The organism is uncultured Sphingomonas sp., assembly GCF_936927845.1.
GTDB lineage: Bacteria > Pseudomonadota > Alphaproteobacteria > Sphingomonadales > Sphingomonadaceae > Sphingomonas.
On record NZ_CAKZHV010000066.1, the window covers coordinates 158,558 to 182,693 of the forward strand.

Sequence of the window (24,136 nt, forward strand, 5' to 3'; positions counted from 1 at the left end):
GCGCAACGGAGCATCTGCGATCATGGCGAGCAAACCCAAGGACATACCCGCCGTCGCGGCCGTGCCGATGCCGGCGGCGCTGCCGGTGATCGGCCACCTGCACCAGATCGCGCGCGCCGGGTTGATTGGCCATTTGCTGCGCGTCAGCCGCGAGGTGCCGCAGGGCATCTTCAAGCTGCGTTTCGGCAGCCGGGTGTCGATCTTCGTCACCGATCCCGATCTCGTCGCCGAACTGTCGGACGAGACGCGCTTTCGCAAGATGCCGGGGCCGGCGCTGCGCGTGGTGCGCAAGTTCGCGGGCGACGGGCTGTTCACCGCGTTTAGCGAGGAGCCGAACTGGGGCAAGGCACACCGCATCCTGCTGCCCGCTTTCTCGCACCGCGCGATGCGTGGTTATTTCGACATGATCGTCGAGGTGTGCGACCAACTCGTTGCCAAGTGGACGCGCGCGGCGGGCACCGACGTCCATGTCGCGGATGACATGACCCGCCTGACGCTCGATTCGATCGCGATCGCTGGCTTCGGTCACCGCTTCAACTCGTTCGAGCGCGACGAGCTCGACAGCTTCCTGGTCGCGCTGGGGCGCGCCTTGTCGGAGGCGCTCAACGTCATCACGCGGATGCCGATCCAGCGGCGTTTCGCGAGGCGCGCGGCGACGCAATACGAGGCCGACATCGCCGAGATGAACGCGCTGGTCGACGGGATCATCGCGGATCGCCGCGTCAATCCCAATGACGGCCGCGATCTGCTCAACCTCATGCTGACCGCGATCGACCCGGAAACGGGCGAGGGATTGGACGACCTCAACATCCGGTATCAGGTGCTGACCTTCCTGATCGCGGGGCATGAGACGACGTCGGGAATGCTGACGTTCGCCTTCACCTACCTGCTGCGCAATCCCGCGGTGCTGGCGCAGGCCTATGCCGAGGTCGATCGTGTGCTCCCTGGCGATACGCGGCCCGACTACACGCATGTCGCGAAACTGGAGGTGATCGAGCGTATCTTGAAGGAAGCGCTGCGGCTCTGGCCGACCGCACCTGCGTTCAGTGTCGCGCCATTTGAGGATCAGGTGATCGGCGCGAAGGATGGCCAGCCGGGCTGGCGGATGCGCAAGGACCGTCCGGTCAACATCTTCACCCCCGGCCTGCACCGCGCGACGAGCGCGTGGGATGATCCGGAAGAGTTCGACATCGACCGCTGGCTGCCCGAGGCGGAAGCGGCGCGCCACCCGCACGCCTACAAGCCGTTCGGCAACGGCGAGCGCGCGTGCATCGGGCGGCAATTCGCGATGGTCGAGGCCAAGATCGCGCTCGCCATGCTGTTGCGCCGCTTCGCAATCAGCGATCCGCACAGCTACAAGCTACGGGTCAAGGAAACGCTGTCGATCAAGCCCGACGAGTTCACCATGCGCGTGCGGCTGCGCGGGAGCCACGAGCGGTTGCAACTTGGCGAGACCGCGGCGGCGGACACGTCGGTCGAGGTCGGCGCGGTGGCGGGGTCGGGGCAGCGCTTCGTGCTGCTCTATGGCACCTCGCTCGGCACCGCGCGCGACGTGGCGGAGGAGATCGCCGAACGCGCGCGCACCGACGGTTTCGACGTCGTCGTCCGGTCGATGGACGAGAGCTTCAACGGCGGGGCGGCGCCCGATGACAAAGTGATCGTGATCGTCACCGCGACCTACAACGGCCGCGCACCCGACAGCGCGGTCGAGGTGGAGCGCGCGCTCGATGCCGGCGCGTTTGATGGGGCGGACTGGTCGGGTGCGCGCTACGCAGTGCTCGGGATCGGCAATAGCCAGTGGCCGAACTTCCAGGCGTTCCCCAGCCGCGTCGACGAGGCGATCGCGCGCGCAGGCGGCGAGCGGCTGGTGCCGCGCGGGCAGGCCGACGGGCAGGGTGACTTCGACGGCGCGGTCGCGGCGTTCGTGCGCGACCTGTGGCAGGCGCTCGGCGCGAGCGCGGAGCCGACCGCGAGCACCGCGACGCTGTCGCTGGTGCCGGTCGACGCCGCGGAGACGCGGGCGCGCGTCTTACCGGAACACGCGCAGCGGCTCGAGATCGTCGCCAACGACGAACTGGTGCGTCCGGCCGATGGTTTATGGGATTTCGCGCAAGAGCCGCCGCGGCCCTCGACGCGGCTGATCCGAGTGCGCCTGCCCGCGGGGCAGCATTACGCCGCGGGCGATCACGTCGCGATCTACGCGCGCAATCGGCCCGAACTCGTCGCGCGCGCGCTCGACCTGCTGGATGTGAACGGCGCAAGCCAGGTGCGCGTCGATGCGCAGGGTGGACGCTTCAAGCATCTGCCAGTCGGCGCGACGGTGACGGTGGAGCAGTTGCTGACCGACTTCGTCGAACTATCGGAAGCGGCGTCGCGGCGGGCAATTGCCGGGCTGCGCGGGGCGACACGCTGCCCGCACACCGCCGCGGCGTTGGAGGCGATCGAGGCGGGTTACGACGCGCAGGTGGCCGACAGGCGCGTGTCGCTGCTCGATCTGATCGCGCGGCACCCGGCTGCCTCGGTGACGCTCGACCAGCTGATCGACTGGTCGCCCGCGATCCAGCCGCGCTTCTACTCGATCGCATCATCGCCGCTCGTGTCGCCCGAGGTCGCCGACCTGATCGTCGGCACGATCGCGGCGCCGGCCTGGTCGGGGCTGGGCGAGCATCGCGGCTTCGCGTCCGATTACATGAAGGCGCTGGCGCCGGGCGAGCACGTCTTCGGTTACGTGCGGCGGCCCAATCCGCCGTTCGCCCCGCCCGCCAACTCTGCGCAGTCCATGATCCTGATAGGGCCGGGCACCGGTTTCGCGCCGTTGCGCGGGTTTCTGCAGGAACGCGCTACGCAGGCCGAGAAGGGGGCGGAGGTCGCGACCAATCTGCTGTTTTTCGGTTGCCGCCACCCCGATCACGATTGGTTCTGCCGCGAGGAGATGCAGCGCTGGCAGGCCGAGGGGCTAGTCGAGCTGCACCTGGCCTTCTCCGCCACACCGTCACACCCGTGGCGGTTCGTGCAGGACGCGCTGTGGGCCGAGCAGGAGCGGGTGTGGCGTGCGCTGGAGGCGGGAGCGAGCGTGTTCCTGTGCGGCGACGGGCGCTACATGGCACCCGCGGTGCGCGACACGCTCGTGCGCATCTGGATGCAACAGGTCGGTGGCGAGCACGCGCACGGCTCGGCCTGGCTTGAGCAGATGATTGCCGATGGGCGTTTCCACCAGGACGTGTTCGGCTTCGGCAAATAGCGCGTGCAACCGCTTCGTGCGGGCGTGGTTCTGGCCTGAAGCGCGGCGCATCGTGCGTCCGCGGAGAGGAGCGTGATCATGGCGGACGAGAACACGGGCGCAGCGAACAGCGGCGCGGGTGCAGCATTCGAAGGCGCGCAGCGCGCCGGAGAGGCGATGCGCGCGCAAGGGCAGCGGATGGCCGACCATTCGTCGAGCCTGGGTGTGGCGATGATCGACCAGGCGCAGGAGAATGCGCAGCAGGCGTTCGCGGCCATGCGCGCGGCGGCACAGGCCAAGGACTTGAGCGACGTGATGCGGATTCAGGGCGACTATCTGCGCGAGCAGAGCCAGCGCTCGATGAACCAGGCGCGCGAGATCGGCGAGCTGATCATGAAGTTCGGCCGCGACGCGGTGGCGCCGATGCAAGGTGGGGGCAAGAGCGGCTGAGTAGCTCCGCCCCGTTGAGGGGTGACGTGCCGCGTCGACCTACAGTCCCGCGCCTCGCCAATTGGCAAGACGGATTAGCGTCTTTTTGGGGTGATCAGCGCTCCGACCGGGCGGACGAAGTGGCCGCGCTCGTCGTCGGCGGTACCGGCCCCTGCGCCGTCGCCTCCAGCTGCGAGTCGCCGCCCAGTGTCTGGTACAGCGTGACCAGGTTCGACGCGCGCGTGAGTTGCGTCTGCACCACCGTGCGCTGCGCAGTGTAGAGCGAGCGTTGCGCGTCGAGACTGGTCAGATAGGTATCGATCCCGCCCTGGTAGCGCGCGTTGGCGAGTTGCAGCGTATCGGCGGCGGCGTTCAGGAAGCGCTGGTTGGCGGCGAGCTGGTCGGTGATCGTGCCGCGCCGCGCGAGTGCGTCGGACACCTCGCGGAACGCGGTTTGGATCGTTCCCTCGTAGGTGGCGAGCGCGGCGTCGCGCTGCGCTTGCGAATATTCGACACCCGCGCGGCCGGCACCGGCGCGGAAGATCGGATAGCTGACGTTGGGCGCGACCGAATAGTTGAATGCGCCACCGGTGAAGAGCGTGCGAAGCGCCGTACTGGCGAACCCGACCACGGCGGTCAGCGCGACGCGCGGGAACAGTTCGGCTCGCGCTGCGCCGATTTCTGCATTGGCAGCGCGTAGCGAATATTCGGCTTGGACGACATCGGGCCGGCGCAGCAGGATGCCCGAATCCAGCCCCGCGGGCAGTTCGGCCAGGTTGCGCGCGGCGTCTTCGATCGAGGACGGAAGCAGCGTCGCGTCGACCGGCGCGCCGACCAAGAGTTGCAACGCGTTGACGTCCTGCGCCAGCAGGGTCCGTTGTTGCGCCAAGTCAGCGAGCGCGGTTTCCAACACCTGCTCCGCCTGACGCACGTCGGTGCGCGGCGATACGCCGCCTGCCAGGCGTGCGCGGGTCAACTGCACACTGCGCCGCGCGCTGGCGGCCGTGTCTTCGGCGATCTTCAGCAGGCTGGCATCCGAGCCGTAGGTGACCCACGCATTGGCGATGTCGGCCACCAGCGTCAGCCGCGTCGCGCGTGCCGTCGCTTCCTGCGCGAAATACCGGTTGAGCGCGGCGTCTGTCAGCGAGCGCACGCGGCCGAACAGGTCGATCTCAAACGAGGTGGCGCCGAGCTGTGTGGTGAAGCTGGTCGAGGAGGATGAGGTGGTGGTCGTCGTGCCGCCCGTAGCCGTACCGCCCGTTCCGGTGCCACCCGTGCCCGTTCCCCCGGTACCTGTGCCTGTGCCCGCTCCCGTCCCCGCGCCGCCGCTTCCGGTACCGGTCGTCGTGCCGGTCGTAACGCCGGTCCGCGAGTTGCGGCGGTAGCTGAACGTGCCGCTCGCATCGATCTGCGGCAGCAGGTCGGCGCGCTGGATGCGATATTGCGCGCGGGTCGCCTCGATATTGGCGACCGCGACCCGCAGGTCGCGGTTGTTCACCAGCGCTTGGTCGATAATCCGCTGCAAACGCTGATCGCGGAAGATGTCGCGGTAAGTGACGCTGGGCAGCGGCGCCTCGGTCTGGCGCAGGTATGCGTCGCCGACCGGCCACGACGGCGGCACCGGCAGCTCGGGGCGAACGTATTTCGGCGCGAGCGAACACGCGGTGAGGGCGCTCGCGGTCAACAGGGTGGCGAGCAGGCGGAAGGGCGGGCGCATCAGGCGTGGTCCGGCGCGGGCAGGGCGGGGTGATCCGCCGGGGCGGGTAGCTGCGGCGTCGGCGGCTGATCCTTGGGACCATCACCCTTGTTGTCGTCACCAGCCTCGGGATCGCTCGGGTCGGCACCGCGGCGCAGCCCCTTGATCCCGTCGCGCGTACCGCGGCGGACGAGCACGAAGAATAGCGGAATGTAGAAGATCGCCAACACCGTCGCCGTGATCATGCCGCCGATCACCGCCGTGCCGATCGCGATACGGCTGTTGGCGCCGGCACCGGTCGAGATCGCCAGCGGCAGCACGCCGAAGATGAAGGCGAGGCTGGTCATCAGGATCGGACGCAGACGCAGCCGCGCCGATTCCAGTGCCGCATCGATGATCCGCGCACCCTTCTTCTCGGCCTGTTCGGCGAACTCGATCATCAGGATCGCGTTCTTGGCCGCCAGTCCCATCGTCGTCAGCAGCCCGATCTGCAGATACACGTCGTTGGTCAGCCCGCGCAGCGTCACGAGCGCGACCGCGCCGATCAGCCCGAGCGGGATGACGAGCAGCACCGCGATCGGGATCGTCCAGCTTTCATATAGGGCCGCGAGACAGAGGAACACGACGACCAGCGAAAGGCCGTAGAGCAGCGGCGCCTGACCCGAGGACAGTCGTTCCTGATATGACAGACCCGCCCAGGCGATGCTGGTGCCGGGTATCTCTCCCGCCAGTTGCGCGATCCGCTCCATCGCCTCGCCCGAGCTGACCCCCGGGGTTCCCTGACCCTGGAATTCGTAGGAGGATATCCCATTGAACCGCGACAGGGTCGTCGGTGCCTGCGACCAGCCGAGGCTGGCGAACGAGCTGAACGGCACCATCGTGCCCGCGCTGTTGCGCACGAACCACTGGTACAAATCCTCAGGCTCGGCGCGATAGGGCGCATCGCCCTGTACGTAGACGCGCTTTACACGGCCGCGGTCGATGAAATCGTTGACGTAGCGGCCGCCCCACGCGGTCGACAGCGTCGTGTTGACGTCGCCCTGTGACAGGCCGAGCGCGGCCAGCTTCTGCGGGTCGGCATTGACCTGGAGCGTGCCGATGTCGGGCAATTCGGTCAGGCGTACGCCGGCGAGCTTGGGGTCAGCATTGGCCTTTTCCAGCAAGGCGTCGCGCGCCTCGTTGAACTTTTCCTGGCTCATCCCGCTCGCGTTCTGGAGCTCCATGGTGAAGCCTTCCGACTGGCCGAGGCCGCGGATCGCGGGCGGCACTAGCGCGAACACCTGCGCGTCGCGCAAGCCGCGGAACGCCGCGGACGCGCGCGAAACGATCGCATCGGCGCTGTCGGTCTTGTCGGTGCGGTTCGCCCAGTCAACGAAGGAGATGAACGCCTGGCCGGTGTTCTGGCCGCTGGTGCCCCCGCCACCGCCGCCCGCGACGCTGAACAGCGTGCGAATGTTGTGGCCCTCGTTCTTGGCGAAATACCGCTCGACCTGGCGCTGCACCTCTTCGGTGCGCCCCCGCGTCGCGCCGGCCGGCAGGCGGAACTGGACAATGGCGCCGCCCTGATCCTCGGTCGGTAGAAAGCCGGTCGGCAAGCGCAGGAACAGGAATGCTAGCAATGCGAGGATGCCGCAGTAGATCAACACAAAGATCCAGCGGTGATCAATCACGCGCTCAACCGCGTTGGTGTAACGCTTCACCATGCGATCGAAGCTGTCATTGAACCAGTTCTTCGCCGCTTCCAGTTTGTCGGCGACCCAGGGTGCCTTGCGACCCAGCCAGGTTTCGTGAAGATCGCCGTTCTCGTCGTGCTTGGCCTTCAGCAGGTGCGAGGTGAGCGCGGGGCTGAGGATCAGCGCGACCAGCACCGACAGGATCATCGCCGAAATGATCGTCAGCGAGAACTGGCGGTAGATGACTCCGGTCGAGCCGCCGAAGAACGCCATTGGCAGGAACACCGCGGACAGCACCAGCGCGATCGCGACCAGCGCGACGGTGATCTCGTTCATCGACTCGATCGTCGCGTCGCGCGGGCTCATGCCCGGGTTTTCTTCCATCAACCGTTCGACGTTCTCGACCACGACGATCGCGTCGTCGACGAGCAGGCCGATCGCGAGCACGAGTCCGAACAGCGTCAGCGTGTTGATCGAGAAGCCGGCGAGATAGAAGACCGCGAACGTGCCGAGCAGCACGACCGGCACCGCGATCGTCGGCACCAACGTGGCGCGCCAGCTTTGCAGGAACACGAACATGACGATGACGACGAGGATGATCGCCTCGACCAGCGTCTTGATCACTTCCTCGATCGACAGCTTGATGAAGTCGGTAGTGTCGTTGGCGTAGGCGATGCGCAGATTGGGCGGAAACGTCTTGGCGACACGCGCGATCTCGGCCTTTACCAGTTCGGCGGTTTCCAGTGCGTCGGCGCCGGGGGCGAGCAGCACGGCGATGCCGGCACCCGGGTGCTGGTTCACCCGGCTGAACGCGGCGTAGCTCTCGCCGCCAAGTTCGATCCGTCCGACATCGGCCAGCCGCACGGTTGCGCCGCTGGTCGTGGTCTTCAGAATGATGTTGCGGAACTGCTCGGGCGTCTGCAGGCGCGACTGCGCGGTGACGGTGGCGTTCAGCATCTGCGTCGACGGCATCGGCTGTCCGCCGATCTCACCCGCCGCGACTTCGGTGTTCTGGTTGGTGATCGCGGTGACGACGTCGCCCGGCATCAACTGGTAACTCGCCAGCCGCGCCGGATCGAGCCAGATGCGCATGGCATATTGCGCGCCGAACACGTTGGTGTCGCCCACACCCTGAACGCGGCCTAGCGGGTCCTGCAGGTTCGACACCAGGTAATCGGACACGTCCTGGTTCGTCATCTTGTCGCTGATGTCGTAGACACCCGCGATCAGCAGATTGTCCGGGTTCGACTTGCGGACAACGAGTCCCTGCTGCTGCACCTGTTGCGGCAGGCGCGACACTGCCTGCTGGACCTGATTCTGCACCTGAACCTGCGCAATGTCAGGATCGGTGCCCTTTTCAAAGGTGACGGTGATCGTCACGGACCCGCGCGAGGACGATGAGGAGCTGAAATACAGCAGCCCGTCGATGCCGGTCAGCTGCTGTTCGATCACCTGCGTGACCGAGTTCTGGATCGTCTGCGCGTTGGCGCCCGGATAAGTCGCGCGGATCGACACTTGCGGCGGGGCGACGTCGGGATATTGTGCGATCGGCAGGCCGAGAATGCCGCCGACGCCCGCCATCATCACGATGATCGCGAGCACCCAGGCAAAGATCGGGCGATCGATGAAGATGCGTGACAGCACTCAGCCGGCCTTGCTCTGGCCGCCCTGGCCGCGTCCCGTGGTGTCGCCGCTCTGGCCCGACTTGCCGTCCTTGAACGGCGGTGGCGCGACCTTCTGCGGAGTGTTCGCGGGCACGGGACGGATCGGCGCGTTCTCCTTCAGCGTACCGGTCCCCTGCGTGATGATGCGGTCACCGTTCTTCAGCCCGCCAGTGACGACCCAATAAACGCCTTGCGTGCGTTCCGCGGTGACGGTGCGCTCGACCGCCTTGTTGCCGGGGCCGACCAGCCACACGGTCGCGCTGCCCTTGGGATCGCGCGACACCGCCTGCTGCGGCACCAGGAAGGCGTTCTGGTCAATCGACTGGCTGAACTGCGCGCGGACGAACATGCCCGGCAGCAGCAGTCCCTTGGGGTTGGGAAGACGGGCGCGCAGCGTTACGGTGCCGGTCGACTGGTCGACGACGACCTCGGCGAACTCGACGCTGCCGACCAGACCATAGTCGCTGCCGTCCTCCAGCTTCAGACGCACGTCGGCGCGCGCGGGAACCGAGCCTCCGCTAGCGAGCGCGCGGCGTAGCGCGAGCAGTTCGGCGCTCGACTGCTGAATGTCGACGAAGATGGGATCGAGCTGCTGGATCGTGGTCAACGGGTCGGTCTGCGTCGCGCTGACCAGCGCACCGACCGTGAACAATGATCGGCCGATCCGCCCGCTGATCGGGGCGGGGACCGTGGTGAAACGCAGGTTGATCCGCGCGGTGTCGAGCTGCGCACGGTTTAACGCGATCTGCGCCTGCGCCTGGCGCTGGGTCGCGACCGCGTCGGTGTAATCCTGTTTGCTGATCGCCTCGATCTGCGCGAGCGGGCGGTAACGTTCGGCGCGGATGCGCGCGGCCTCGGCGGTCGCCTGCGCGTTGGCGACGCTGGCGCGGGCTTCGTTCGCGGACGCGCGATAAAGCGACGGGTCGATCTGATAGAGCGGCTGGCCCTTCTTAACGATTGAGCCTTCGGTGAAGAAGCGGCGCTGGATCACGCCCGACACCTGCGGGCGCACTTCCGAGCTTTGGAACGCGACCACCCGGCCGGCAAGCTCGGTGGTCATCGGCACGGAGGTGGGTTGAACGACGACATAGCCGACCTGCGCCGGACCCCCACCGCCACGACCACCACGCCCGCCGCCCGCGCCTCCGCCATCGCCGCCCTTGCCCTTGGCGTCTTCGCCGCCGCCGCACGCGGCGAGCGCCAGCACGGCTGGAGCAACGGCGATGCCGAGCAGGAGGCGACGCTGCCGCCCTTGGTCACGCTTGATCAATTGTTCACCCGCCAGCCTGTGATGCCACTCACGGGCGCGTCGCCCGTGGCAGCCTGTCTGTCCCAGATGCGCTTATCGGGCGTTTGTCGCAAATGTTTCGCAGCGACAGCGGTTATTTTCCCACATGCCGTTTGCGTGCATCCGCGACCGGACCGTCAACCGCGCACGAAGTTGCCCGCGCGACGCTCACCGACCGCCTTGATCCCTTCGCGAAAGTCGGCGGTCTGCATCAATCGGTCCTGCTCGGCGCGCTCGTGCTCGGTTCGCGTGCGCACCGCTTCGGCCAGATCGCCGCGCAAGGTCGCGCGGGTCGCCTCAACGGCGATTGGTGCGTTGCGCGCGATCTCGCCCGCGAGCCGCTCAGCCGCGGCACGCAGCTCATCGAGCGGCGCGATCTCGTCGACCAGCCCGAACCGCAGTGCATCCTCCGCCTTCACGCGGCGGCCGGTCAACAGCATCAACGACGCGTGCTGTTCGCCGACGACGCGCGGCAGCGTCGCGGTGATGCCGAAGCCGGCGTGAAAGCCGAGCGTAACGAAATTGGCCGAGAAGCGCGCCTCGGGCGCCGCGACGCGGAAATCCCCGACGAGTGCCAGGCCCAGGCCGGCCCCGACCGCCGCACCCTGCACCGCGACCACGACGGGCTTCTTCGATGCGAACAGGCGATAAGCGCCGCGGTAGAGCGCGGGCGTCTCGCTCTCGCCGCTCTCGTCGGCGAGCGGCTTGTCACCGGTCAGGTCGGCACCGCCGCAGAACACCTTGCCTTGGGTCGCGAGCACGATCGCGCGGACCTCGTCGTCGCGGCCGAGTTCCTCGAACACGTCGGCGAGCGCGTTGACCAACGCGGCGTTGACGTGATTGTGCGGCGGGCGATCGATGACGACGGTCGCGACATGGTCGGCCGTGGTGACCGCGATATGCTCTCTCATGCTCGTGTTCCCAGCAGGTTGCGGGCGACGACCCAATTGTGAATCTCGGTCGGGCCATCGTAGATTCGCATCAGCCGGATGCGCGCGGCCATCTGCTGCAGCGGCATCTCGCGCGTCATGCCCATCGCGCCGAAGCATTGCATCGCGTGGTCGAGCACCTCCCACGCGGTCTCCAGCGCGAAGCTCTTGATCATCGACACTTCGGTGCGCGTGTCGCGACCCTGGTCGAGCTTCCACGCGCAATCATAGGTCATCAGGCGCGCGGCGTGCAGCTTGATCGCCGCGTCGGACACCCAGTTCTGGATCGTCTGCCGCTCGGACAAAGGCTTGCCAAAAGTGGTGCGCTGCGGCGCATAGTCGATCATCATGTCGAGCGCGCGCTGCGCCATGCCGATCGCGTTCGCCGCCATCTCAGCGCGGCGCGTGGCGAGGCGCAGCTGCATCGGCGCGAAGCCCTGGCCCTCGGTGCCGAGCAGCTTCCATGCCGGTACGCGGCAATCCTCCAGCACGACTTCGTACAACGTCTCGCCCCCGATCACCGGGATCGGGCGCACGACCTGAAAGCCCGGTGCATCGCGGTCGACCAGGAACGCGCTGATCCCGCCGCGCGCGCCTTTCTGGCGGTCGGTCACCGCCATCAGGATGGTGAAGTCGGCACGGTTCGCCTTGGTGATCCAGATCTTGCGACCGTTGATGATCCAGTCGTCGCCGTCCCTGACCGCGTAGGTCTTCATCCCCGCGGGGTCGGCTCCCGCGCCGGGCTCGGAGATGCCGATCGCGCTGATCGTCTCGCCGCGGACATAGGGGGCGAGGTATGCCTCGCGCTGACGGTCGTCGACGGTGGCGGCGAGCATGCGCAGGTTGGGCGAGTCGGGCGGCAGCGTGTAGGGTACGATCGTGCGGCCCATCGCCTCGTTGACGCCGACCATCGCGACCGCGGGCAGGTCGTGGCCGCCGACATCCTCGGGCGCGTCGAGTCCCCAGAGCCCCAGTTCGCGCGACACGGCATTGACGCGTTCGGTCTCTTCAGGCGTCAGTTGCACTTCTTCACCCGCGATCGCGCGGTCGAGCACGCCTTGCTCGAGCGGCACCAGCTCGTCCTCGACGAACCGCCGCACCAGGTCGGCGATCATGCGATGGTCTTCGTCCAGCTCGAAGTTCATGGGCTCTCCCGCGTGTCGTTGCGCCGTCCTTACGCGCGCTGCCGACACGATGCCAACATGGCGCAAGCGAAAAGTCGTGGCTCGACGCGGCAACCCATTGGAGCCAAAAGCGTTGCAGATCAGACGGAGGTGTAACGGTAAAGCCGACATCTCGCGCAAAGGGGCGTGTGCGTGGGTTTACCGACGAGAATGGCATTGCTGGCGGCATCGTCCGCCCTGGCGCTGGCGGCGCTTCCCGCCGCGGCGCAGATGAACCAGCCCGGCACTGCACCCGCAAAAGGCGATGACGCACCCAAGTCGGCGGTGCAGTCCGCGGGCAACAATGCCACCGATCCGCAGGCCGATGCGCCGATCGTGCCAGATGCCGCGTTCAACAGCGCGCTGCCGCCGCTCAGCAACGACATCAACGCCCCGCTCGAGCCGATGCCGCTCGACGATGCATCGACCACCATTGCTGTTCAGAAGTCGAAGCTGCCGGCTCTCAATGCGCCAGCTCCAGTCGCCCAGTCCGCCGCACAGGCGCCGATTGTGCCCGGCGCGCTGCCCGCCCCCGCGCCGATCGATCCGCAATTGGCTGCGCCGCTCGAACCCTTGTCGACCTTCAACACCGAGCCGTTGCAGTCGGTCGCAGAGGTAAAGGGCCGCAACGCACCCGAGATCGCCTATGACACCGAGGTGCGCGGGCTCGACCCCTTGAAGCTGACCGACGAATTCAACTCGCTGTCGGCATTGAAGGAGGGCAAGGGCAAGGCCGCCAATGCGACACAGGTGTCAGCGCGCGCGCGCGAAGACGAGGCGCTGGCCGTGCGGCTGATGAAGTCGCTTGGCTATTATGACGGCACGGCGGTGTCGACGCTGGAACAGCCCGCGGCGGGCTCGGGCAACAAGCTGCGCGCGATCGTCAGCGCGACCCCGGGCAAGATCTACACCCTCGGGTCGATCGAGGTGCAGGCTGGGCCGACCGTTCCACCCGATTTGGTACGCCGCGAATTGCCGCTCAAGGTCGGTGACCCGATCGAGGCGGCGCGCGTACAAGGCGCGGAGGCGAACGTCAGCCTCAAGTTGCCGCAGCACGGCTATCCGTTCGTCAAGGTGGGCGAACGTGACATCCTGCTCGACGATGCGACGTGGAAGGGCGCCTACACGCTGCCGGTCGACACGGGGCCGCGCTCGTCATTCGGCGTGCTGCGCACCGAAGGCGATCCGGTTTTCTCGGTCGAGCATTTGAACGTTTTCCCGCGCTTCGATCAGGGCCAGCTCTACGACGTCCGGCTGACCGACGATCTGCGCCAGGCGCTGGTTGCGACCGGGCTGTTCTCCAACATCTCGGTCGAGCCTGTGCGCACCGGTCAGACGGGACCGGACGGGACCGAGCAGGTCGACTTGCTGGTGCGCCAGACCAAGGGGCCGTTCCGATCACTGTCGGGCAGCGCGGGCTACGGCACCGGCGAAGGTGCCAAGGTCGAGGCCGCGTTCACCCACCGCAATCTGTTCCCGCCTGAGGGTGCGCTGATCGTGACCGGCGTTGGCGGGACCCAGCAACAGGGCGCGTCGGTCACCTTCCGGCGGCAGAATGCGGGCAAGCGCGACCGCACGGTCAGCCTGCTCGGCAGCGTGCTCCGGCAGGATTACGACGCGTTCAACGCGGTGACCGCGACGGTGGCGGGGCGGATCAGCTACGATTCGACACCGATCTGGCAGAAGCCGCTGACGTACGCGTTCGGGTTCGAACTGGTCGGCACCAACGAGCAGACCTACGATTTCCAGGCCGGCGGGCGACGTCGGCGCAATTACGGCATCGCCGCGCTGCCCGGACAGGTGCTGTTCGACAAATCGAACGATCTGCTCAATCCAACGCGCGGCTACCGCCTCAAACTCAACCTCAGCCCTGAAGCCTCGGTGTCCGATGGCGTGCGACCCTACGCACGCACGATGGTGGAGGCGACCGGCTATTACCCGGTCAACGACAGCCTGGTGATCGCCGGCCGCGCGCGCGCGGGCGCGATCTTCGGGATCGAGCGCGACGATCTCGCTCCGTCCAGGCGCTATTACGGCGGCGGCGGCGGATCGGTGCGCGGCTACGGTTACCAGCGGCTCGGGCCGTTCGATCCCGAAGGCAACCCGGTCGGCGGCCGCAGCCTGAACGAGTTCGCGGTTGAGGCGCGGTACAGGTTTGGCGACTTCGGTATCGTACCGTTCTTCGACGCGGGTAACGCATATGAAGGAACGTTCCCGACCGCGAAGAACCTGCGCTACGGCGCGGGGATCGGCGGGCGGTTCTACACCAACTTCGGGCCGATGCGCGTCGACGTTGCGACGCCGCTCAACCCGCGTGAGGGCGATGGCAAAATCGCGCTCTACATCTCGATCGGGCAGGCGTTCTGATGGCTGACGACACGCTCCCGGTCGACGAGGTCGTCGTGATCAAGCGGCCGTTGTGGCAGCGCGTGCTCAAGTGGATCGCGGTCGTGCTCGTGGCGCTATTACTGCTGGCGTTCGCGATCGTGTTCGGCATCAACACCGATCCCGGCCGCCGCTTCGTCGCCGACCGGATCGGCGATTACACGACTGAATCGGGGCTCAACATTCGCGTCGGGCGGATCGAGGGATCGCTCTACGGGCAGATGTCGCTCGTCGACGTCCGCGTGAACGATCCCAAAGGCACGTTTCTGCAATCGCCGCGGATCGACGTCGACTGGCGGCCATTCGATTACCTGAACAACCACATCGACGTGCGTCGTGCGTCCAGCCAGCTGATCACGCTGCGCCGCAATCCCGAACTCAAGACCGTTCCGCCCAAGCCGGAGGACGCCAATGCCCCGATCCTGCCCGATATCGACATCGACATTGGGCGCTTGCAGATCGCGCGCTTCGTCATGGAGCCGCCGGTCGCAGGGCAGCGGCATATCGCGCGTTTCGACGGGCAGGCGCATATCGCGGATCGCCGCGCACAATTGACCGTCGATGCGGTTGCGTTGCGGGCGCCCGGCGTCGCCGGTGGAGACACTGCGCGCGTCAAGATCGATGCGGTGCCCGACGACAACAAGCTCGACATCCGCGCCCGGATTGCGGCGCCCGCGGGCGGAGCGGTCGCGCAGATCGCCGGATTGAAGGCCCCGCTCAACGCCACGATCGACGGCCGCGGCAGCTGGAAGGACTGGCGTGGGCGGGTATTCGCAACGCTGGGTGGCGGCACGCTCGCCGACTTGGCGGTGCAGGCGAATGACGGACGCTTTCAGATCAACGGGCTGACGCGTCCGGGCCTCTACCTGGAGGGGCCGGTCGAGCGCCTGACCGCGCCCGGACTGCAAGTCGCCATCGACACGCGACTGAATGAGCGCCGTGCCGACACGCGGATCAAGCTCAAGTCGGATGCGCTGTCGGTCGACGCTGGCGGCCTGATCGATCTCGCTAATGCGCGTCTAGGCGATTTTGCAGTCGACGCCGCGCTGCTGACGCCGGGTGCGATCGCGCCCAATCTGCGCGGTCGCAACGTGCTCGCGCGCGTGGTGCTGAACGGCGCGTTCAAGACGCCAACGGTTGACTACAAGGTACGCGCGACCTCGCTCGGCTTCGCCGACACGACGCTGGAGAACGTCTACGCCGAAGGACTGGCGCGGGTGAACACCGACCGCATTCTGGTGCCGCTCCACGCGCGTGCGCGCCGTATAACCGGGCTCAACCCGGCGCTAGGTGGATTGACCACCAATGTGCGGCTCGACGGCGACCTCGCGATCGCGATGCCGAATATCCTGTCGGACAATCTGCGCGTCCGCTCCGATAACATCGACGCGACCGCGGTGATCGCGGCTAATGTCGCGACCGGCCGCTACACCGGCGCGTTGAAAGGCCGCGTCAACAACTTTCGGGTCGAAAGCGTCGGGATCATCGACCTGACCACCGACGCCAATCTGGTGCCGGGACCGAATGGAGGATTCGGTATCACTGGCCGCGTTGCGCTGCGCACCAAGCAATTGTTCAACGCCGGCGTGCGCAACTTCCTCGGCGGGAATGCCGTCGCGAGCACGCGCTTCGGTTACTCGCCCGAAGGCATCGTGACCTTCACCGATCTGCGGCTGAACGCGCCGCAGTTCCGCGTCACGCGCGGGCAGGGGCGTTACGATCCGCGTGGCGGCTTGCTCGTCGATGCCGATGCATATTCGACGCAATACGGACCGCTCTACGCGCGGGTGACCGGATCGACCGACGCGCCGGTGGTGCGCCTGCGCGCGTCGCGCCCGGGGGTCGGTATCGGGCTTGCCAATCTCGATGCGCGCGTCGTCGGACGCGGCGGATCGTACCAGGTGAATGCGACCGGGGGGACCAACTATGGCCCCTTCACCGCCGACGTGCTGGTCACGCCCGGCAACCAATTGGCGGTTGATATCCGCCGCGTCGTGTTCGCCGGAGTCAACTTCGCCGGACGCGTCGTACAGACCGCGGCCGGGCCGTTCGCTGGGCAAGTGCGTTTCGCTGGATCGGGACTGACCGGCATCGCCGAACTTGGCGCGCAAGGCCGTTACCAGCGGGCGAGCGTCAATGCGCGCGCCTATGCCGCGACGATCCCCGGCACGACCGACTTCACGATCGGTCGCGCCATCATCAACGGCACCGTGGTGCTCTACGACGATGCGCCTTCGGTTGTCGCCGATGCGCAGGTTGCCGACCTGCGTTATGGCCCGACCGTGATCCAGGCCGGGCGGGTCAAGGTGAACTACACTGGCGGACGCGGCACCGCACAGGCGTTGCTGACCGGGTCCAACAGCGTACCCTTCCGCGTCGCGGTCAACGCCAACCTGTCACCGGGTGAGTATCTGGCGGCCTTGCAGGGGCAGGCGAACGGCATCGCATTCCGCACCGCCAACCCGGCGCGCATCGTCGCGGCGGGTGGTGGCTATCAATTGCAACCGACGCGGATCGACTTCAACCAGGGCAGCGTGCGCTTGGCGGCACGCTTCGGCGGCGGGGTCACAAGCGCGCAGGCGCGGCTCGACCGGCTCGACCTCGGTATCGCCAACGCGTTCGTGCCGAACATCGGTCTGGGCGGCCAGGCAACCGGCAGCCTCGACTATGTGCAGCGCTCGGCGAGCGCAGTGCCCGAGGCTGACGTGCGCCTGAACGTCAGCAACTTCACCCGCTCAAGCCTGTCGGCAGTGTCGGAACCGGTCGATATCGTGTTCCAGGGCCGGCTGGACGCAGCGGCGGGTGAGGGGCGCGCGCTGATCAAGCGCGCAGGGACCACGGTAGGCCGGCTGGTGGCCCGACTGACGCCGGCGGGTAGCGGTAGCTGGTCGACACGATTGATGCAGGGCCCCTTGTCGGGCGGCATCCGCTACAACGGCCCATCGGCCGTGCTGTTCAGCTTCGCCGGGCTCGCCGAGCAGCAATTGTCCGGTCCGATCGCGGTCGCCGCCGATTTCGGTGGCACGGTGTCGGCACCGCGCGTGAACGGCCTCGTGCGCGCAGACAATCTCACCTACGACAATGAAACGTACGGGACGCGATTGTCTCAGATGCGCGTCGCCGCACGGTTCAACAACGATCGACTGGAATTGACCAACCTGGCCGCCCGTGCCGGCGACGGCACCGTTCAAGCACAGGGCACGATCGGCCTCGCCGCTGCACAAGGCTTTCCGATCGACATCACTGCACGATTGAACGACGCGCGCCTTGCCAAGTCGGACGCGCTCGGCGCAACCGCGACCGGCACCGTTCGCGTGCAGAACGGCGTCAATGGCGGGCTGATCAGCGGCGACATCAACATTCCGGAGGCGCGCTACCAGATCATCCGCCAGGGCGCGGCCGAAGTCCCGGAGCTGACCGGCGTGCGCAAGAAGAGCGAGATCCGCGTCGCAAGACCGACCGATCGACCGGCGGCACCGTCGGTGGGCCTGTTCAAGCTCGACCTGCGCGTGCACGCCGACAATCAGTTGTTCGTGTCCGGCATGGGGCTGGAGAGCGAGTGGGAGGCTGATATGCGGATCGGCGGCACCTCGGCGGCGCCGACGATCGCCGGCGGGCTCGACATCGTGCGCGGCACCTACTCGTTCTCGGGTAACCGCTTCGACGTGACGCGCGGGCGTATCCGCTTCCGCGGTGGCGCGCTGACTGACCCCGATATCGACATTCTGGCGACCACGACGAAGAACGGAACCACGTTTAACATCGCGATTACTGGAACGGGGCAGCGGCCGCAGATTGCCTTTACCTCGACGCCCGCGCTACCGCAGGACGAGGTGCTGAGCCGGTTGCTGTTCGGGACCAACCCGGCCAATCTGTCCGCGACCGAGGCGATCCAGCTCGCCTCCGCGCTCAACTCGCTGCGTGGATCGGGCGGAGGTGGGCTCAACCCGCTCGGCAAGCTGCGCTCGGCCACCGGGTTCGATCGGTTGCGCGTGCTCGGCGCGGACCAGGCGACCGGCCGGGGTACGTCGCTGGCAGCGGGTAAATACCTGACCGACGACATCTATATCGAGATCGTCACCGACGCGCGCGGCTTCACCGCCACGCAGCTCACGGTGGCGCTGACCAAGGCGATTAGCGTCTTGTCGCAGGCCGGGTCGTTCGGCGGGTCGAACGTGCAGTTACGCTATTCGAGGGATTTCTGATCGGTCTTTCATCGCTACTGACATGTGTGTAAGCCGGCGGGAGGAAGAGGAGCCGGCCATGACCGAGCAGTTTGACGTGATCATCGTAGGCGCAGGCCTGTCGGGGGTGGGGGCCGCCTACCACCTGCAAAAGAATTGCCCGGATCGAAGTTTCGCGATCCTCGAAGCGCGCGAGGCGATCGGCGGGACGTGGGACCTGTTCCGCTACCCCGGCATCCGCTCCGATTCAGACATGCACACGCTTGGCTATGATTTTCGCCCCTGGACCAAGGCCAAGGCGATCGCGGACGGTCCGTCGATCCGCGAGTACATTCAGGAAACGGCGCAGGAATACGGCATCGATCGCCACATCCGCTTCGGCCAGCGTGTGAAGAGCGCCGCCTGGTCGACCGAGGATGCGGCCTGGACGCTGGAGATCGAGCAGGCGGGTGAGCGGCGGCAGTTACGCTGCAACTTCCTCTACATGTGCTCGGGTTATTACGATTACGCCAAGGGTCACGCGCCTGTCTTTGCGGGGACCGAGCGTTTCGCCGGGCGCATCGTCCACCCGCAATTCTGGCCCGCCGACCTCGATTATGCAGGCAAAAAGGTGGTCGTGATCGGCAGTGGCGCGACGGCCGTGACGCTCGTGCCCGAAATGGCGAAGCAGGCCGCGCACATGACGATGCTGCAGCGCTCACCCACCTATGTCGTCTCGCGTCCGGCGGAGGATGGGCTCGCCAATCGGTTACGTGCCATGCTGCCAGCGAAAGCGGCGTACGGCGTGACGCGGTGGAAGAACGTGCTGTTCGGCATGCTGTTCTACAATCTCGCGCGTATGCGGCCGGAGCGCACCAAGGAGCGGCTGCTCGGCATGGTTCGCGAGCATCTGGGCCCGGACTATGACGTCCAGACTCACTTCACGCCGCGCTACAATCCCTGGGACCAGCGGCTGTGCCTGGTGCCCGACGCCGACCTGTTCGACGCAATCAAGCGCGGTGACGCGTCGGTCGTGACCGACACGATCGACACCTTCACCGAAACCGGCATCAAGCTCGCGTCGGGCAAAGAGATCGCCGCAGACGTGGTGGTGACCGCGACCGGGCTGGAACTGGCGCTGATGGGAGGTGCGACGTTCAGCATCGACGGCCGATCGGTGCGGCTGGCCGATTCGTTCCAGTACAAAGGGATGATGTTCTCGGACGTGCCGAACCTCGCGTTCACCTTCGGCTACACCAATGCGTCGTGGACGTTGAAGGCCGACCTGGTCGCGCGCTACGTTTGTCGCCTGCTCAACGCCATGCGGCGCAAGGCCGTGCGCCAGGCGACGCCGCGGATCGGCGACGCGACGATCGCGCCGCAACCCTTCGCGGATTTCTCATCGGGGTACATCCAGCGCGCGATCGACAACCTGCCCCGGCAGGGTGATCGCAAGCCGTGGCGGCTCAACCAAAATTACGCGTTGGACGTGATGGCGCTCCGATTCGGATCGATCGAGAACGCAATGGAATTCAGCAATCCGGTGAGCGTCAGCCGTAAGGAAGCCGCCTGAACGCGGTTACTGCCTTGATCGAAAAGTGGTTCGGACGATCATCACCGCGCCATGGCGCTGAAGGGTCGTCCGAACCCGCTGTTGTTACCAGGGGCGAACGATCGGCCCGGTAATCAGCGCGAAAATGAACGCGAGCATGATTTTCTCCCAGAAATGCCCTCCCGTCGGAAGGCACGTTCTGGTTACGCGATCTTAATGATTCTCACAACGCGGTTAAACCCTCGTTAACCATCTTCTTTGGTCTTAAGCGATTCTTCAGGTCTGCGGCCTAGTTTGAGGGCATGGACGCGTTCCTCGGCACCTCCCAGCTCCTGCCACTCGGGTCAGAAACGCGCGCGACGTGCCGTTTTCACGTTCTCGTCGAAGCAGGCAACTTCGCCGATCTGCGCCGGTACCTGGGTTGCGCGCGCGCCGACGTGCTGGTCGAGGACATGGCGACACGTCTGCGGCAAACGCTGTTCGATCCGCGCGTGCGGACGGTTGGGCGCAATCTGATTGAACTGGACGTAGAGGGTGGCACCCCCGAGCAACTAGACACGTTGATGGCCGCAGCGTGCCGGGCTTTCGAGGCACCACTCGACCTCGACGGCGAGAAGCACCATGTTAAGATCGTCATCGGCGGGGCAGTCGGAGCGTGGCATGCCGACGAGGTTAAGCTGGCCGAGGAAGCCGAGCGCGCGCTCGCGAGGGCGCGTGACTGCGATTGCCCGGTGACCCAGGCGATCGAGACGCTGCCGCATGATGCGAAGAAGCTAGCGGGAGAACTTGATCTCGCGATTGATCGTGGTGAGCTGATGCTGTTCTATCAGCCCAAGGTGCACGCGCGCCGGCAGGAGATCACCAGCGCGGAGGCGCTGATCCGGTGGCAGCACCCGACACGTGGGCTGATCCTGCCGGGCGACTTCATCCCGGTGGCCGAGCAGGCCCAACTGATCCACCGATTGACGTTGTGGACGATTGCGCGGGCGATCGCCGACGCGGCAACACTGCGCGATGCCGGTTACGACCTGCGCCTGTTCGTCAACATCTCCGGGCAGCTCCTGTCGGACGAATTGTTCGTCACGAGCGCGTGCCGCATGGTGGGTGAGAGCGACGCGATGCTCGGTTTCGAGGTCACCGAGACGTCGGTGATTCGCGACCCCGAAAGCGCAATCGCCAATCTGCAGCGCTTCGCCGATATCGGCATCCGCGTTGCGATCGACGATTACGGCGCCGGTTTGTCGAGCCTTGCCTACCTCAAGCAATTGCCCGCACGCGAGTTGAAGATTGACAAGCTGTTCGTAACGCAGTTGACCAGCTCGAACCGTGATCCCCTAATCGTGCGATCGACGATCGATCTCGCCCACGCGCTCGACATGGAAGTGGTGGCCGAGGGCGTGGAGACGCACGCGGCGCTGGCGCTACTAACAGTAATGGGTTGCGACATGATCCAGGGCTTTCTGATCAGTCGGCCGATCGCCTTGGACGCCTTTGTGTCGTTTCTGCGCGAGGATCGCCATTGTCGGGCTCCCGAGGTGTCACGCGACAGTTTCAACCGATTGGCAGCGACGTGGAAGCGCGGCTGAGTAAGCGCGTTCGATTGCGGCTGTCGCTTGCGGCTTCAACTACCCTGTTGTTGGCGGCAGCACCGGTTAATCTGAACACGCAAGCTACTGCGTTTGATCAGGCAATTGCGCGTGCCAAAGAGGAAATGCTGGTTTCACCGCAGCGAGCAGATGTTGCTGCTTCGCGAGCACAACATCTCGCTCGCTCATTTGCGAACGTGGATGCGCGTCGGACTGGCTTGGCTTCTTCATTGTGGCTGCAGGGCGAAGCCGCGAGTCGGAGCAACAAGCCCTTGGAAGCGATTGCGTTGCTCGAACAAGCCGAGCAAGAAGTCGCATCTGTCCGCCCTCTCCCGCACGTATATGCGAACATCCTACTCTCAAAAAGCGGTTCGCTGATCGAAGTAGGGCGGACGGCTGAGGCTTTGCCGACCCTGCAGCGTGCCCATACCCTTTTTGCTAGCGGTCGCGATCGACGAGGACAGGCGAAGGCTCTCATCACGCTCGCGCTTCTGTACGACAGCGCGCGCGATCGATCGTCGGCGTTACGATATTTCGGCCAAGCAATCGAAGCATATGCCGCCGACCCAGGATTGTTGATTGCAATGTATCTGGGGCGTGGCAACGTCTACGCTGCAGCTAACAATTATGGTGCTGCGGAGCGTGACTTCTTCAGTGCCTTGAAACTTGCCGAGCGGCTTGGAAGCTCTGGCATTGCGCACATCGCATTGAGCAATGTCGCCAATGTTCGCCTTCTTCAAGGGAAAGTAGCTGAGGCAGAGACGCTAATTAGACGAGGTCTCTCGACGCCAGGAGACGAAGCGACACGGCTGACCTTTCTGCGCTTGGCCGCGCAGTCCGCGCTTCAACACGGCGATCTGGCTCGCGCCCGCGCGCTGATCGACCAGCGGTTCGCCGGCGTCGATCTCACCAAGACGATCTTGACCGAGCGTGACGATCATCAGACCGCTTATTCGATCTACACCGCGCTCGGCGACGAGCATCGGGCGTTGCAGCACCTGGCCGCGCTGAAGCGGCTTGACGACCAGGCGACGGAGGTCGCGCGCTCGAACAGCGCCGCACTCGCGGCCGCGCGTTTCGACTATACCAATCAGGAGCTGCGCATCGCCAAGCTGAAGGCGGACGAGCTTCAAGCCACAGTCGGGCATGAACGCGAGCAGGCGCGCATGCAGCGCACGATCTTCGTCATCGCGGGGCTCGGCACCGCGCTGATCATCGCATTGCTCGGCTTCGGTATGCTGACGCTTCGGCGCAGCCGCGACCGTCTGCGGGCCGCACGCGACAAGCTGGCGCGTGCGCTCGCGGTCAAGACCGAGTTTCTGGCCGCCACCAGCCACGAGATACGCACCCCGCTGAACGGCATTCTCGGCATGACCGAGGTGATGATTGCCGATCGCACGCTCGACGCGGCCACGCATGACCGCCTGTCGGTGGTGCACGGCGCCGGTGTCACCATGCGCGCGCTGGTTGACGATATCCTGGACGTTGCCAAGATCGAGACGGGCAAGATGACGATCGAGGAAGCGCCGTTCGATCTGCGCCGTGTGATCGACGAAGCCTGCCGGCTGTGGCGCGATCAGGCTGAAGCAAAGCGGCTGGCCTTCGTGGTGCAGATCGACGCCTGCCCGGGCTGGATCGTCGGCGACGCGGTCCGGTTGCGGCAGATCGTGTTCAACCTGCTGTCCAATGCGGTGAAATTCACGCCGGCGGGACACGTCAGCGTCAGTGTCATCTGCACTGGCGACCGCTTCCGCGTCGAGGTCGCCGACACTGGGATCGGTATCGCGCCGGATGCGCATGAGCTCATCTTCGACTCGTTCCGACAGGCTGACGCCGGCACGACGCGGCAGTTCGGCGGCACCGGCCTGGGCCTGTCGATCTGCCGCAGCCTGTCGCGCGCGATGGGCGGAGACGTGACGGTCGCGAGCGCGCTGGGCAGCGGAGCGGTGTTCACGCTCAACCTGCCACTGGTCGCTGCCGCCGCGCCGGTGTGCGCGGTAGCAGCGCCGCCGATCCTGCTCGTGGTGCGCAGCCCGATCACGCGCGCGATGTTGAAGACCTTGTTCGAAGGCGAGGATGAAGTCGCGATTGCGGCCGATCCCGTCACCGGTGCGGCAGTGGCGCGCGAGCGCGGCGTGCAACGCGTGCTGATCGACGCCGACGACGCGGTGCTCGATCAGGTGGGTGCTATCGCCGCGCTCGTCGACGCGGCGGCGGACGCTCCCGTCGCGCTGCTGACGCCCGCGCTGACGCCGGAGCGACGGGCGCGGCTGTCGGTATGCGGACTGTCTGCGGTGATCGAGAAGCCCGTTAGCAAGAAAGTACTAGTCGAACGTGTCATGCGGCTCGAACGGGTGCTTGTGCGCGGCGCGGCTTAGCGTAAGGTGT

At 66.3% G+C, this 24,136-nt stretch carries 12 protein-coding genes; 7 read left to right on the forward strand and 5 right to left on the reverse strand.

The window, feature by feature from the left end:
* The first annotated feature begins 22 nt into the window (after positions 1–22).
* Both Q0579_RS14665 and Q0579_RS14670 read left to right on the forward strand, forming a co-directional pair.
* Positions 23–3,241, forward strand: coding sequence for a cytochrome P450 (locus Q0579_RS14665; RefSeq protein WP_298813658.1), 3,219 nt, complete (start codon positions 23–25; stop codon positions 3,239–3,241).
* Positions 3,242–3,319: 78 nt separating this feature from the next.
* Positions 3,320–3,670, forward strand: coding sequence for a phasin family protein (locus tag Q0579_RS14670; protein WP_298813659.1), 351 nt, complete (start codon positions 3,320–3,322; stop codon positions 3,668–3,670).
* Positions 3,671–3,764: 94 nt separating this feature from the next.
* On the opposite strand, the gene Q0579_RS14675 is transcribed toward Q0579_RS14670, so the two are convergent.
* From Q0579_RS14675 to Q0579_RS14695, 5 genes are all read right to left on the reverse strand, one after another.
* A complete protein-coding gene (locus Q0579_RS14675) occupies positions 3,765–5,366 on the reverse strand; it encodes an efflux transporter outer membrane subunit (protein WP_298813661.1) in 1,602 nt (533 codons plus the stop codon).
* Positions 5,366–8,662: a multidrug efflux RND transporter permease subunit gene (locus Q0579_RS14680; RefSeq protein ID WP_298813663.1), complete on the reverse strand. Its 3,297-nt coding sequence runs from the start codon at positions 8,660–8,662 to the stop codon at positions 5,366–5,368. The genes Q0579_RS14675 and Q0579_RS14680 overlap by 1 nt, the downstream gene beginning before the upstream one ends.
* Entirely contained in the window at positions 8,663–9,952 is a 1,290-nt protein-coding gene (locus Q0579_RS14685; RefSeq protein ID WP_298813665.1) for an efflux RND transporter periplasmic adaptor subunit, read from the reverse strand.
* Positions 9,953–10,107: 155 nt separating this feature from the next.
* Positions 10,108–10,881, reverse strand: a complete 774-nt coding sequence (locus Q0579_RS14690) for an enoyl-CoA hydratase/isomerase family protein (protein WP_298813667.1) — start codon at positions 10,879–10,881, stop codon at positions 10,108–10,110.
* Positions 10,878–12,044, reverse strand: a complete 1,167-nt coding sequence (locus Q0579_RS14695; RefSeq protein WP_298813668.1) for an acyl-CoA dehydrogenase family protein — start codon at positions 12,042–12,044, stop codon at positions 10,878–10,880. Before Q0579_RS14695 ends, Q0579_RS14690 begins: the two co-directional genes overlap by 4 nt.
* Positions 12,045–12,233: 189 nt before the next feature.
* On the opposite strand from Q0579_RS14695, the gene Q0579_RS14700 reads away from it, so the two are divergent.
* The 5 genes from Q0579_RS14700 (at position 12,234) to Q0579_RS14720 (ending at position 24,126) form a co-directional block, all read left to right on the forward strand.
* Positions 12,234–14,429: a BamA/TamA family outer membrane protein gene (locus Q0579_RS14700; protein WP_298813756.1), complete on the forward strand. Its 2,196-nt coding sequence runs from the start codon at positions 12,234–12,236 to the stop codon at positions 14,427–14,429.
* Positions 14,429–18,652: a translocation/assembly module TamB domain-containing protein gene (locus tag Q0579_RS14705; RefSeq protein ID WP_298813670.1), complete on the forward strand. Its 4,224-nt coding sequence runs from the start codon at positions 14,429–14,431 to the stop codon at positions 18,650–18,652. The genes Q0579_RS14700 and Q0579_RS14705 overlap by 1 nt, the downstream gene beginning before the upstream one ends.
* 58 nt (positions 18,653–18,710) lie before the next feature.
* Positions 18,711–20,183, forward strand: a complete 1,473-nt coding sequence (locus tag Q0579_RS14710) for an NAD(P)/FAD-dependent oxidoreductase (protein ID WP_298813672.1) — start codon at positions 18,711–18,713, stop codon at positions 20,181–20,183.
* A gap of 281 nt (positions 20,184–20,464) precedes the next feature.
* Positions 20,465–21,748, forward strand: a complete 1,284-nt coding sequence (locus Q0579_RS14715) for an EAL domain-containing protein (RefSeq protein ID WP_298813674.1) — start codon at positions 20,465–20,467, stop codon at positions 21,746–21,748.
* On the forward strand, positions 21,733–24,126 hold the full coding sequence (locus Q0579_RS14720; protein WP_298813677.1) for an ATP-binding protein: 2,394 nt from the start codon (positions 21,733–21,735) through the stop codon (positions 24,124–24,126). The genes Q0579_RS14715 and Q0579_RS14720 overlap by 16 nt, the downstream gene beginning before the upstream one ends.
* The last annotated feature ends 10 nt before the right edge of the window (positions 24,127–24,136 follow it).

Excerpts from the sequence above, each read along its gene's own strand:
- Q0579_RS14705 (WP_298813670.1), top strand. The coding sequence starts at position 14,429 with ATGGCTGACGACACGCTCCCGGTCGACGAGGTCGTCGTGATCAAGCGG.
- Q0579_RS14715 (WP_298813674.1), top strand. The coding sequence starts at position 20,465 with ATGGACGCGTTCCTCGGCACCTCCCAGCTCCTGCCACTCGGGTCAGAA.
- Q0579_RS14700 (WP_298813756.1), top strand. The coding sequence starts at position 12,234 with ATGGCATTGCTGGCGGCATCGTCCGCCCTGGCGCTGGCGGCGCTTCCC.
- Q0579_RS14665 (WP_298813658.1), top strand. The coding sequence starts at position 23 with ATGGCGAGCAAACCCAAGGACATACCCGCCGTCGCGGCCGTGCCGATG.
- Q0579_RS14675 (WP_298813661.1), bottom strand. The coding sequence starts at position 5,366 with ATGCGCCCGCCCTTCCGCCTGCTCGCCACCCTGTTGACCGCGAGCGCC.
- Q0579_RS14670 (WP_298813659.1), top strand. The coding sequence starts at position 3,320 with ATGGCGGACGAGAACACGGGCGCAGCGAACAGCGGCGCGGGTGCAGCA.
- Q0579_RS14690 (WP_298813667.1), bottom strand. The coding sequence starts at position 10,881 with ATGAGAGAGCATATCGCGGTCACCACGGCCGACCATGTCGCGACCGTC.
- Q0579_RS14695 (WP_298813668.1), bottom strand. The coding sequence starts at position 12,044 with ATGAACTTCGAGCTGGACGAAGACCATCGCATGATCGCCGACCTGGTG.
- Q0579_RS14710 (WP_298813672.1), top strand. The coding sequence starts at position 18,711 with ATGACCGAGCAGTTTGACGTGATCATCGTAGGCGCAGGCCTGTCGGGG.